Origin of the sequence: uncultured Vagococcus sp. (assembly GCF_963518325.1) — a bacterium.
In the GTDB taxonomy this organism is placed as follows: domain Bacteria; phylum Bacillota; class Bacilli; order Lactobacillales; family Vagococcaceae; genus Vagococcus_D.
The window spans coordinates 105,566-119,371 of the sequence record NZ_CAUQJB010000002.1; the positions used below are offsets into that span (position 1 = coordinate 105,566).

Genomic DNA, 13,806 nt, shown 5'->3' on the forward strand with positions numbered 1-13,806 from the left:
TAGCTAGCAAGACTCCATTCAACCACCGGTCAAATTGTAGCAAGAATTGCTACAAGCATTCACTTTTTTGAAATCCTAATTCTCTTGAGTGATGACCACTTCATTCCCTCTTTATGGCTATCTGGCTCGCAAACATCCATTTTGCCAATGCTCAAATTGTAGCAAAACCTGCTACAGACGCTAACTTTTTTGAAATCCCAATCCTCTTAAATGGTGATCACTTTATTCTCCCTTTATGGCTATCTGGCTAGCAAGAAATCGTCTAATCAACTTTTAAATTGTAGCAAAAATTGCTACAATTATTCGTTTTTTCACATCATGATTTTCTTGAGTGATTATTCCTTAACGCCCTTTGAACGGCTAGTTCCCCTGCGAAAATCAATTTTACCACCACTAAAATTGTAGCAAAACCTGCTACACGCTCTCATTTTTTTGAAATACTGATTCTTTTGAATAATGATTACTTAACTCCCTTGTTGAGACTATCTAACTAGCAAGACAGCATCTAACCAACTTTTAATGTAGCAAGACCTGCTACAGGCGCTCACTTTTTTTAAATCCCAATTCTCCTAAATGATGATTACTTTATTCCTTCTTTATGACTATCTGGCTAGTAAGCATCCATTTTGCCAACGCTTAAATTGTAGCAAAACTTGCTACTGGCACTCACTTTTTTGAAATCCTGATTCTCCTAAATGATAGTTACTTTATTCTCTTTATATGATTATCTAGCTAGCAGGAAAACGTCTAACTAACTTTTAAATTGTAGCAATTCTTGCTACACACTTTCATTTTTTTGAAATCCCGATTCTCTTGAATAGTGAGTGCTTAACTCCCTCGACTTAACTGTCTAACTAGCAAGACAGCATCTAATCATCTTTTAAAATAGTAGCAAGGCTTGCTACAAGCATTCCTTTTTTCACATCATGATTTTCTCAAGTGATTATTCCTTACCTTTGAACGGCTAGTTCTCCAGCAAGAATACATCTACCCAACACTCAAATTGTAGCAATAACTGCTACATGCACTCATTCTTTTGAAATCCTGGTTCTCTTAAGTTGTGACCTCTTAACTCTTCTTACATCACTCATTCCCCGCCAAGAATCCACTTAGCCAATACTCAAATTGTAGCATGTCATGCTACACACATTCATTTTTTTGAAATTCTAATTCTATTAAGTGAGTAATACTTAACTCCCATGGCCATCGTGATGACCTTAGAACTAAACAAGTAATTCCACAACTAAATGTAACAACACCTGCGACATACATCATATTTTGACCTACATAAAAACTGCGAACGGGTTTTCCTTATCAAATATGGTCCTCTTGATTACTTCCACCCTTGTCATTTCTTTACATGTCACCAGGTAGCGGGTGCAATCTCTAGTATCCAGTAAAATTCCCAAATCCAAGATAGATTCTATTTGCTCTCTAACCACCTCTGGGTCAAACCCATTCAGATAAACGGGAATTTTAAAGCGCGCTGTTTTTCCCTCTTGATTAGTCAAGACAAGGTACGTCCGTTCACGATAACTCACTTCATCACCTTCTTTTCTGCTAATACCTGTTCTGCTCTTCGGATTTCTGCTTCAATCGATTCATTTCCATTTGCGACATGTCGTTGAAAGCGGTCCGAAATTTCCTTTGCCTTCTCGGTCAATCCACACATACCCAACCCCATAATCATTTGATTAATATACGAAACAGCATAGGTTGTCCTCCCTTTGAAATAGAAGTTCAACGCTTTCCCCACTTCGCGATTTGCTTTTGCCATAATTTGATGAGCTGGATAAATCCAATTTTTTATTAAGTTTAAATTTTCTTCCGCTTCCCGTAAATTACCTTTTGAAAAAGCGATAATAATCTCGGCTTCTAATTCTAAAATTGTTTCAGGCCGTCCATGACGCACTTCCATTAACTGACTCCCTAGAGTCAGTCTTTTACCACACGTTTCTGCCGCCAGGGCGACCGTCACTAAATCAACTTTGCTTTTCGTTCCCATTTCAAGCCGTAATACCGAATGACGACTAACCCCCATCTCTTCCGCTAACTTCTCCTGGGACCACTTCTTTTCACGTCTCATCTCTTGAACCAATCTCGCCGCTTCCAAAACACTTTCATGTACGTTTGATTCTTCTGTCATTTTCATGCTCCTTTCTAAACATAATGGTTTTCATTTCCAACACACATATCTTTTTGATGTCTAATTAGCCATCTTTAAAAAGTCAGAATAAAAACACTTTATTTGTTAAAAATCGAGCAATTAACTTCAGAAAAAATAATGACTATTACCTATTTATCCTTGTAATTCCGACATTATCTTTATTAATCACGTCTCCCTAACAGCTTATTAAATGCCTCAATCGCCTATCATCACTCAGTTTGTTATAGCTAGTTAAACTTGACTATTACCAGAAATTTAGCGATCAATCCGACTTCTTACTTCATGTTTAACACAAGCCAAAGACACTGTCAAAATCTATTTTTTTACACCAGTGTAAAAAATAAAAGTGATATAACAGTCATTTACCACTAAATAAAAATATCGCGATATTTATGTTTATTATCTTTTAAACTAAAATCCAATGAAATTGAGGCATAGAGTCAGGTTGCTCCGGGCCTTTTTGGGTAAAGTAACCGCCAATTTCCATAGCAATCACAGAACATCGTATGAAAGATACTCTATTTCATACCACTATTCTAGCCTCATTTGAACCCAAAACTAAGAGAGAAGAAATAACTGATACATCAGCATTCCTTCTCTCTTAGTTTGAAAGTTTCATTTACAAAAAAATCTCCCACGAGCCTTAAATCCTCATGAGAGATTATTTCTATTAAGCGTGAATCGGTAAACCTAAGGCTAATTCAGCCGCATCCATAACCGCTTCGGCTAATGAAGGATGAGAGTGAATAGTTAAAGCAACATCTTCAGCGTTCATGCCAGCTTCAACTGCTAAACCTAGTTCAGCAATCACATCACTTGCACTAACACCCGCTACTTGAGCGCCAACAATCACATTGTCTTCCTTAGTAGTTACTAAGCGAATAAATCCTTCTGTTTGATCAAGTGAAATAGCACGACCATTGCCACCTAATAAGAATTTAGACACCTTAACATCCAACCCTTGTTCTTTAGCTTCTGCTTGGGTTAATCCAACTGTTGCTAATTCAGGATCAGTAAAGGCAACTGCAGGCATTGCACGGTAATCAACGGCTACTGGTTTACCAGCAATCGCTTCAGCCGCAATCTTAGCTTCATAACTTGCTTTGTGAGCAAGGGCAGCGCCAGGAACGATATCACCAATAGCAAAGATGCTCTTCACGTTCGTACGTCCTTGGTTATCAACTTTAACTAAGCCACGTTCAGTCATTTCAACGCCAGCTACTTCCAAGCCAAGCTCATCTGTATTTGGACGACGACCCACTGTTACCATCACGTAATCAGCTTCAATCGATTCAGCTTTACCATCAACTTCATAGTTAACTGTGACGCTGTCACCATTGTCAATCGCTTCTTTAGCCATTGCTTTAGTGACAACCTTAACGCCTTTGTCTTTAAATGATTTATCGACTAATCTTACCATATCTTTTTCAAAGGTTGGTAAAATTTGCGGAGATCCTTCAAGAATCGTTACTTCAGCGCCTAAGTTAGCATATGCGCCACCTAGTTCAGCACCGATAACACCACCACCGACGATTACCAATTTTTTAGGTACTTCGGTTAAGTTTAATCCGCCAGTTGAATCGATGATACGACCACCAAATTTGAATCCTTTGATTTCAATTGGGCGACTACCTGTTGCCACAATCGCATTGTTGAATTCATAAGTTTGAGCTGAATCTTCATGAATGACACGTAATGTGTGCTCATCTACGAAAAAGGCTTCGCCCATTAACACTTCAACCTTATTTTTCTTCAAGAGTCCTTTAACACCTGTTGTCAGCTTATTTACCACAACATTGTCTTTCCAGTCTTGTGTTTTAGAAAAGTCCAGTTTAACATTTTCAGTCGTCACACCAAAGACTTCAGAATCAATTGCTTCCTGGTATTTATGTCCAGCGCTAATTAGCGCCTTTGAAGGAATACATCCAACGTTTAGACAAACACCACCAATATATTCACGCTCGATAATCGCTACCTTTTGTCCCATTTGAGCGGCACGAATAGCTGCTACGTAGCCTCCAGGGCCAGCACCGATTACGACTGTATCTAATTCTAATGCGAAATCTCCTACTACCATTAGTTTCTCACCTTACCCTTCCATTAATAATAATTCTGGATCCGCTAATAAACGTTTAATATTGTTCATAGCATTTTGAGCTGTTGCGCCGTCAACGATGCGGTGATCAAAACTCAATGATAATTTCATAACACGACCAACTGCTAACTCACCATCTTCATTGACAATCGGTTGTTGAGCAATCGTACCTACACCTAAAATCGCAACTTCAGGGTAGTTAATAACTGGTGTGAACCAACCACCACGGGCTGAACCGATGTTACTGATAGTAACAGTCCCATCACGCATCTCTGCAGCAGCCAATTTACCTTCCATGGCTTTACCAGCATTTTCAACGATTTCATCAGCAATTTGGAACATGCCTTTTGAATCGGCGTGTTTAATATTTGGTACAAATAGACCATTTGGTGTATCTGTTGCAATTCCGATATTGAAGTAGTTTTTGTAAACAATCTCTTGTGTTGCATCATCGATAGAGGCATTTAAGATTGGGAAATCTCTCATTGTCGCCACAAGTGCTTTCACAACATATGGTAAGAAAGTTAATTTAGTACCTTTAGCGGCAGCTGCATCTTTAAATTTCTTACGGTGATCCCACATTTTAGATACTTCAACATCATCAAATAATGTCACATGAGGAGCTGTGTGTTTGCTGTTTACCATTGCCTTAGAAATAGCTTTACGCATTGGTGTTAATTTTTCACGTGTTTCTGGTTCGCCACTGCCAACATATGGTTGTGCTGGTGCTGCTGGTGCTGCCGATGTTGTTGAGGTTTGTGCAGCTTCTGCTACTTCTGACGTTGCAGTTGTTGTAGCTGGAGCCACAGATCCACCTGCAAAGGCATCAATATCTTCTTTAAGCACACGTCCACCTTTACCAGTTGCCACAACTGCTGTAATGTCTACGCCTTTTTCACGAGCGTATTGACGAACTGACGGCATCGCTTGAACACGTTTGTTCGGATCAGCGGCTGTTGGGACAGCGACTGGAGCTGATGTAGTTGGTGCAGCTTGAGACGCTGGTGCTGCTGGAGCTGAGGCTGTAGCAGTGTTATGACCAGGTGCATCAATTTCAATTAACACGTCACCAACATTGGCAACGGTTCCCTCCGGAACCACGATTGACACGACTTTCCCTGTCACGGGTGATGGAATTTCTTCCACTGATTTATCATTTTGAACTTCTAATAAGGTATCATCTTCATTAACTGTATCGCCAGCTGCGAAGAACCATTTAACGATTTCGCCTTCTGCAATTCCCTCACCAATATCTGGTAACTTGAATTGGAAAACACCACCAGTTGCTGCCGGTGCCGCTGGTGCAGGCGTTGAAGCTTCTACAGGTGCAGCTGGGCTCTCATCTTCATGACCAGGAGCGTCAATTTCAATTAGAACGTCACCAACATTAGCAACAGTCCCTTCTGGAACCAAAATGCTAATAACTTTCCCTGTAACTGGAGATGGAATTTCTTCCACCGATTTATCGTTTTGAACTTCTAATAATGTATCATCTTCATTTACTGTATCGCCGACTGCAAAGAACCATTTAACGATTTCGCCTTCTGCAATCCCTTCACCGATATCTGGTAATTTAAATTTAAATGCCATGATCGTATTCTTCCCTTCTTTTCATCAAGTCTGATAAAAGTTGAGCGGTGCAAACCTAAAAACCATTGAATAATCAGTTGCCTGAAGAATGAAATGGTTTGAAGTTTTAACAGCTCAGACTCTGGTCATTACTATCTGCTAAAGGAGTAAGCTTGCGCATACTCCTTTTAGCCATTATCAATTTGTTTAATGCATTAAACGTGGTTCTTAAAACGCGTGGATTTCTCTTACTTTTGCTTCGATATCTGTCGCATTTGGTAACCAAGCATTTTCAGCTTGACCAAATGGGAAAATCGTATCTGGTGCAGAAATGCGACCGATTGGTGCTTCTAATGACAAAACAGAACGTTCTGAAATTTCAGAAACAACTTGAGCAGCAACTCCCGCTTGTTTTTGAGCTTCTTGAACGACAACCACACGGCCAGTTTTTTCAACAGAAGCAATAATGGTATCAATATCAAGTGGCGCAACTGTACGCAAGTCAATAATTTCAACAGAGATTCCTTCTTCTGCTAATTTATCTGCAACCTTGATAGATTCACGAACCATCGCACCGTAAGTAATGATAGAGATATCAGAACCTTCACGGGTCACAGCCGCTTTATCTAAAGGAACTGTGTATTCGCCATCTGGCACTTCCTCACGGAATGAACGGTATAATTTCATATGCTCAAGGAAAACAACTGGATCGTTGTCACGAATCGCTGAAATCAATAGTCCTTTGGCATCATATGGGTTACTTGGAATAACAACACGGATACCAGGCGATTGAGCAATCAATCCCTCTAAGTTATCAGCATGCATTTCAGGTGTATGAACCCCACCACCGAAAGGCGCACGAATTGTAATTGGCATTGTGCGAGTACCACCCATACGGTAACGAGTACGAGCCATTTGACCAATCACTTCATCAATTACTTCAAAAATGAAACCGAAGAATTGAATTTCAGGAACTGGGCGATAGTTTTCTAAAGCTAAACCAAATGCTAAACCACCAATACCAGACTCAGCTAATGGAGTATCGAAGACACGATCTTCGCCAAATTTTTCTTGTAGGCCTTCAGTCGCACGGAAAACACCACCGTTATTACCGACATCTTCACCAAAAACTAAAACATTAGGGTCTTTTTCAAGTTCAATTGCAAGTGCATCTGTAATTGCTTGAATCATTGTTTTTTGTGCCATTGTTATTTCGACTCCTTCGCTTCGTAGATTGCAATTTGTTCTTTAATGCTTTGTGGAGAAACTTCAAACATGTTTTTCAAGAAATCTGAAATCTTTTGTTTTGGTTCTGCATCGGCTTCTTTAATTGCATTTTTAATTTCTTCTTTAGTTGCTTCAATAATCGCTTCTTCTTTATCTTCAGTCCAAAGACCTTTTTCTGTTAAGAAAATACGTAGACGAGCTAATGGGTCACGTTTTTCCCAATAATCTTCAACGTCTTTTGTACGGTAACGCGTTGGATCATCACCTGATAATGTATGTGGACCATAACGGTAAGTCAATGTTTCGATTAGGACAGGACCGTTACCAGCAATTGACCAATCTCTTGCTTTTTTAGTGACAGCGTAAACGGCTAACGCATCCATACCATCAACTTGAATCCCTGGGATTCCAGCAGCAACAGCTTTTTGAGCTAATGTATTGGCAGCTGTTTGTTTTTCACGTGGAGTAGATATGGCATAGCCATTGTTTTGAATAAAGAAGACCGCGTTCGCTTTGTAAGCTCCCGCAAAGTTAATCCCTTCATAGAAATCACCTTGTGATGAACCACCATCACCTGTATATGTAAACACAACATTTTTCTTATTGCGTTTTTTAAGTCCTAAAGCCACACCAGCAGCTTGTACGTATTGCGCACCGATGATAATTTGTGGTGGTAGAGCTTTTAATTCCTCTGGGTAATAGTTACCAGCAGCATGGCCACGAGACCATAAAAATGCTTCTTTTAAAGGTAATCCTTGTTTAATTAATTGCGGAACGTCACGGTAGCCAGGTAATAGATAATCTTCTTTATCCATTGCAAATTGACTGCCTAGTTGACTGGCTTCTTGTCCAGCAGTTGGAGCATAAAAACCTAAACGGCCTTGACGGTTTAATGCTGTCGAACGTTGATCCAGGACACGAGCCCACACCATATTAGTCATTAATTCAACCAATTCTTCATCTGATAAATCTGGCATTAAATCTGGGTTAGTCACTTTTCCATTCTCATCTAATACTTGTAAAGTTGGAAAATCAGCGTTGATATTCTCTAACAAAGCTTCAAAATCAACTGGGCTATTCTTTTTAGTCGCCATTGTTACACAATCCTCTCTTTTTTGCATTATTAGTGTTCGTTTCCAAACAGCGCAAGAAATCTGTATCAGTATTCCTTGCAAGCACATTCTTAATTTAACACGAGAAACAGACTATTGCAAGCGAAGTGGCTCAAAAAACCTCTTTCTCATAAAAATAGGACAGAGCATAACTCTGTAGTATATAGTGAATCAATTCACTAACGAAATCACCACTTTCAAACTTTCATTTTCATTCCCGATAAAGACTGTTACATTCTGTATAAGTCATAGGTGCAATCTGTTATAGAACATCTTAATTATAATTTAAGTCACGTTGATTTATCAACATTTATGCTGTTTCAATTTGAATACTTTTGCCATTTCACAAAGTTCTTCACTCTTCAATTTCTGACCGACAATCAACTGATCTAGCTCATTCGTCAATTTTCAACTTTTTTTCATCTGTTTTTTTCAACAAGTTAGTGAAAAAAGTATTTTGTTCACTAAACGTTTTTTTAATATTGTCACTGTTATTCCCAAACTTTTTTAACTAAATAATTGATTTTCCTTTGTAAAAACCGAACTTCTCTGGCTATTCTTCTCAAAAAAAATATCAATCAACCTAGACTTATCTCTGACATTTTCTTTCTATCTATTAGTAATGTTAAATTGAATAATCTCAATTTTAAAAAAAAGGCAAGACTTCACTTTCGCAAAGCTCACCTTTAATTCTCTTATAGCCATTCTTTATTAAAGTGAATATAAATTCTTTTGGCAATTTCAGTTGCGATAATATAAGCAATCAAAATACCGATTAACCAAGGCCAATAAGTTGCTGGTAACGCTGCAAAGTCAAAGCCTGTTCTAAGGGGACTGATGACTAACACCAAACCTACGACAATCGCTATCAAACTTGACAGTACCAGTGGAAAACTAGCTCTACTTTGAATAAATGGTAATTTTTTAGTTCTCACAATATGAACCACTAGCGTTTGACTGATTAACCCAACAACAAACCAACCGGCTTGGAAGAGCCCTTGATTAGCTACTGTATTAGCACCAAATACAAACCACATCAATAAGAAGGTTGCAATATCAAAAATACTACTAACAGGTCCAATGCACAGTGTAAATTTTAGTAACCCAGTAGTTTCCCATGAAACGGGTTTTAAAATATCTTCTTCATCCACATTATCCCAAGGCGTCGTTAATTGGGCAATATCATAAATCAAATTTTGAATTAACAACTGAATCGAGAGCATTGGTAAAAATGGTAAGAAGGCACTGGCAACTAGTACAGAAAACACATTACCAAAATTGGAACTAATGGTAATTTTAATGTATTTCATCATATTGCTGAAGACTTTACGTCCCTCTAATATTCCGTGCTCCAAAACGTTGAGACTTTTTTCCAAGAGGATGATTGAGCTGGCATCTTTGGTAATATCGGCCGCCGTGTCTACTGAAATACCCACATCAGCTTTTCGCAGAGCTGGAGCATCATTGATGCCATCTCCCATAAAGCCAACTGTATGGCCATTTTCTTGTAACAAATTAATAATTCGTGATTTTTGCATAGGAGAAAGTTTGGCAAATAAATTAATGCCGTCTACCTTTCCTCTTAGTTCCTCATCAGATAATTCCGCAATCTGAGAACCATTAAGAACCTCTTCCACTTCAATTCCCACATCTTTACAGACTTTACGTGCGACAATTTCATTATCACCAGTTAATACTTTTACATTGACTCCATGTTCATGAAGGGAGGCAATCGCTGTTACTGCCGATTGTTTCGCCGGATCAAGAAAACCAACAAAACCTATCAAAATCATGTCGGTCTCGTCTTTTACCGTATAAACAGGTTCAGTATGGACATCCCGACGGTAAGCAACCGCGATGACTCGCATGCCCTGTTCATTCATTTTAACATTGACACTGCGCATTTCTTTTCGCAATTCAGGAGTCAACTTGACTAGTTCACCGTTAATCTCAGCGTGAGTGCAAATATCTTCCATTTCTTCCACTGCCCCTTTAGTCACCATCACATGGTGACCATCAATATCAACGGCGACAGTCAGACGACGACGAGAAAAATCAAAAGGAATCTCATCGATTTTTTCAACAGTTGTAAAGTTATGTTTCTCTGGTGCTTGATCATAGTAATTAATCACCGCATGATCAATCAGGTTTTTCCAACCTGTTTGGTACTTGGAATTTAAATACGCCATGTTTAAAACGTCATCGTTTACCTCACCTAAGGGGTTCACGTGCTTAACTAAAACCACTCGATCTTCAGTGATTGTACCCGTTTTATCTGTACAAAGAACGTCCATACTCCCTAAGTTTTGAATGGAAGCCAGTTCTTTGACAATTACTTTTTGCTTAGATAAACTGATGGCCCCTTTGGCCAAATTACTGGTGACAATCATCGGCAACATTTCTGGTGTTAACCCTACAGCCACAGCGATGGCAAAGAAGAAAGCCTGACTCCAATCTCCTTTCGTAAAGCCATTTAACAACAGGACCACTGGAAAAAGAACTGCAACCATTCTCAATAAAAGACGACTAACTTTAGTAATTCCTACATCAAAAGCCGTATCGCCTCGTTTGCCGCTAGCACTTTTAGCAATATCGCCAAAAAAAGTGCCTTCCCCTGTTCGTAAAATAATCGCTTTCCCTTGACCACTTAAAACGTCCGTTCCCATAAAAATTAAATCCTGCATATCCAAGGCCGTAATGTCGTCGGATTGAATCTTTTTCACATCAATTCCTGGATCAACAAACTTCTCTACTGGCATTGACTCGCCTGTTAAAGAGGACTGATTGACGAATAGGTCGTTGGTCCAAATAAGAACAGCATCTGCAGGAATCATGTCCCCTGTCGACAAGGTCACGATGTCTCCTGGAACTACTTCATCCATCGGTATTTCGGTGGTAACACCATCTCGAGTTATTGCACAGGTGTTCTCAATCATTTCTTTAAGCTCAAAACTGGCTTTCTGAGATCGATAATCCTGAATAAATTTAATAATCACACTACAGAAAATCATCACACCCATAATGAGTGCGGCATCTATATCACCTGTTACAGCTGACACTACTAAGAGCAGAGCAAGGACGTAAACAAAGGGATCCTGTAAGGCGTGCATCAATAATTTCCATGCAGGTGTTGGACTTTGAGCAGAAATTTCATTAGGTCCATGTTCTTCTAAACGTTTCCCAGCATCGGCAGATGTTAGCCCTTCAGCCGATGTCCGAAACTCCATCATCAGTTCTCTTTCAGATAAGGCTGCTAATTTTTTTAGTTCTGAATCTTTCGCCTCTTGGCGGTTTATTTGTACAGTTGTTTTTTTTGTATTTTTCCTTGAATTCATCATGTTCTTTTCCTCACTTTCATGCGAAGAAAAAAGTTAAGCCTTTTTAACAAAAAAACTAAGGGCTGCCACTTGGCTAAATAGTTTAATAAATAAAATAAGATCTGAAGTACGTTCAACCAACTATTTTAGGGCTGCCTTTAATTTATTGGTTCGGGAATGAATTAGCTTTTTTCTCCGCTGTCGACTACTACCTGGTTCTGCTGGCTCTTGTTTCGCTTGTCGTGACATTTCCCTCACCCTTTCCAGTTACTCCTATTTAAGATAAAACACTTAAAATCTCGAAACTTACTTTTTAACTCTAAAACCCTATGTCTACTTAAAGATCATTTTTCTGAAAGGGAACATCTTGGTCCTTACTCAAAAAAAAGACAAAAAGCACTTCTCGGCGTGAGAAGTGCTCGCTAAACAAGGTTATAATGCATAGCAAAAAAGTAATCTCAACGTCGAGTTTTAGCACTATATGGCTTAGACATTACTGTCAGCTACATTAAGAAGAGCCTTTCTCGACAATTCCAGTTGACCCATTGGCATCTCTCGATATTTTTGGGCAGCAGCGTATTTCCATATAGGAGCCTCACCTAACAGATTATTTGGTTTTTATTTTAGGTACCCCTTAACTATAGGCGCTAAATCCTCACCTGTCAAATAAAAACCTTCCTTTTTCCCATCTTTTACATTAATCCTCCCCAAAAAAACTAAAAGACACCCTACAACTTAACAACATCTTTTTTTCGGATCTAAACTTTAAGAAGTCACCGTTCTCCTAACTTTTATAAATCATCTTATGAATCAATTTAACCAGCCTAAGCGCATCCTTATGGGTTAACCTAGCAAAATTAATTCTTAGGCTTTGGCGATTCACCCCAAAGGTAAAACTTGGGGCAACTAACCCCCCCAGCTCCAGTAAAAAATCAAAGTCTCCTTGTTTTAATGTCCGTTTCTCAACTTGCAACCACAGATAGTAACCTCCTTCTGGAACAACATAACTAACCTCTCGCCCCAAAAACTCCTTTAAATAACCGATTAACACGTCCCGACGACGTTTTAGCTCCTGGCGCAGCACCTTGATTTGCTGATCAAACTGGCGATTGCTTAAGGCACTGGACGCCAGCACCTGAGGGAAGATACTTAAAGTGAAATCCATTTCTTTACGGGCTTCAGCCAATTGCTGAGCCACCTTAACTGGTGCACTTAACCAGCCAATTTTAGTAGTTGCTCCCAATATTTTAGACAACGACCCTATATAGATCACATTTTCACTGTCCAATTGCTTTAATAAGACCGGCTTATCTTTTTCAGAAAAATACAATTGACTAAAAACATCGTCTTCCACAATTGGAATTTGGTACTGCTGACATAGTGACACAAGTTGTTTCCTCCGAGGCAGTGACATCGTTGACCCTGTTGGATTCTGAAAATTGGGATTAACCAAAACCATCTTTATTTTACGTTTGATAATCATCTGTTCTAGTAGCTCCACCTTCATCCCCTGACCGTCAACTGGAACTCCATAAAGACGAATTCCAGCAGCTTGAAAGATAGGCAGAGGATAAAAAGAAGATGGCTCTTCAATTGCTACAGCATCGCCACTTTGGAGTAAGACTTGGATGATTAAAAAAAGCGCCTGTTGAGCTCCTGAAGTCAACAACAATTGATCGGTTGTTAATGACAATTCTCGTTCATGATTTAAGTGAGTTACAATTTGTTGCCGCAACGGTAAATAACCTAGCTCATCTTGAAGACTCTCCTCAACTAAAAAATCATTCCAAGAAATACTCGGTAAAGCTAAACTGGGAATCAACTCCAATGGAAGCTCTCCTGTATAGGCGTCAATCACTCGACCCCCAGGATTTTTTGCCAATTGACTGACTTTTTCCAAATAGGGGTCACGATGGTTAAAGGCACCCGATAGATAACTCCGCCAATTAGTTGACGCCCCGGTATAAATCCCCCATTTTCCTTCATTAATCAAAGTGCCACTCCCCTGTTTACGAATGATGACACCCATAGCCTCTAACTCGTCTAAAGCGTGAACAACTGTCGAACGATTGACTCCAAAAGCAGCGGCCAACTGCCTTTCCGGTGGTAATTTTTCTCCTGGTAACAATCGACCTGCTTTTATGTGGTTCATCACTAATTCAACAATGCTTTGATAAATGGCTTTGGTCTTTTTTTCTGGCAATTGCCACATCGTCTTTCACCTTCTTATAATTGGATGAGTTAAAAATAACCCAATTGGCTGTTTTTGTCAATCAGCGAATCGTTTATGATAGAGATATCAAGAAAATGATGGAGGCT

8 protein-coding genes and 1 riboswitch are annotated in these 13,806 nt (G+C 39.2%); all 8 genes read right to left on the reverse strand.

Annotated features, from left to right (window positions below):
• Nucleotides 1-1,283: 1,283 nt before the first annotated feature.
• Complete coding sequence (locus RWN13_RS02395; protein WP_314060102.1) at nt 1,284-1,541, reverse strand: hypothetical protein; 258 nt, start codon at nt 1,539-1,541, stop codon at nt 1,284-1,286.
• Nucleotides 1,538-2,146, reverse strand: coding sequence for a helix-turn-helix transcriptional regulator (locus tag RWN13_RS02400; RefSeq protein WP_314060106.1), 609 nt, complete (start codon nt 2,144-2,146; stop codon nt 1,538-1,540). Before RWN13_RS02400 ends, RWN13_RS02395 begins: the two co-directional genes overlap by 4 nt.
• 691 nt (nt 2,147-2,837) lie before the next feature.
• Complete coding sequence (lpdA, locus tag RWN13_RS02405) at nt 2,838-4,244, reverse strand: dihydrolipoyl dehydrogenase (protein ID WP_314060109.1); 1,407 nt, start codon at nt 4,242-4,244, stop codon at nt 2,838-2,840.
• 12 nt (nt 4,245-4,256) lie between these two features.
• Complete coding sequence (locus RWN13_RS02410; protein WP_314060112.1) at nt 4,257-5,852, reverse strand: dihydrolipoyllysine-residue acetyltransferase; 1,596 nt, start codon at nt 5,850-5,852, stop codon at nt 4,257-4,259.
• A 207-nt stretch (nt 5,853-6,059) separates the two neighbouring features.
• Nucleotides 6,060-7,037, reverse strand: a complete 978-nt coding sequence (locus RWN13_RS02415; RefSeq protein WP_209527704.1) for an alpha-ketoacid dehydrogenase subunit beta — start codon at nt 7,035-7,037, stop codon at nt 6,060-6,062.
• 2 nt (nt 7,038-7,039) lie between these two features.
• The gene (gene pdhA, locus RWN13_RS02420) at nt 7,040-8,152 is read right to left on the reverse strand and encodes a pyruvate dehydrogenase (acetyl-transferring) E1 component subunit alpha (protein ID WP_314060114.1); all 1,113 of its coding nucleotides are present in this window, start codon (nt 8,150-8,152) and stop codon (nt 7,040-7,042) included.
• Nucleotides 8,153-8,865: 713 nt separating this feature from the next.
• Nucleotides 8,866-11,508, reverse strand: coding sequence for a magnesium-translocating P-type ATPase (gene mgtA / locus RWN13_RS02425; protein WP_314060116.1), 2,643 nt, complete (start codon nt 11,506-11,508; stop codon nt 8,866-8,868).
• A gap of 428 nt (nt 11,509-11,936) precedes the next feature.
• Nucleotides 11,937-12,101, reverse strand: a riboswitch (M-box (ykoK) riboswitch).
• 170 nt (nt 12,102-12,271) lie between these two features.
• Nucleotides 12,272-13,699, reverse strand: coding sequence for a PLP-dependent aminotransferase family protein (locus tag RWN13_RS02430; protein WP_314060118.1), 1,428 nt, complete (start codon nt 13,697-13,699; stop codon nt 12,272-12,274).
• Nucleotides 13,700-13,806: the final 107 nt, after the last annotated feature.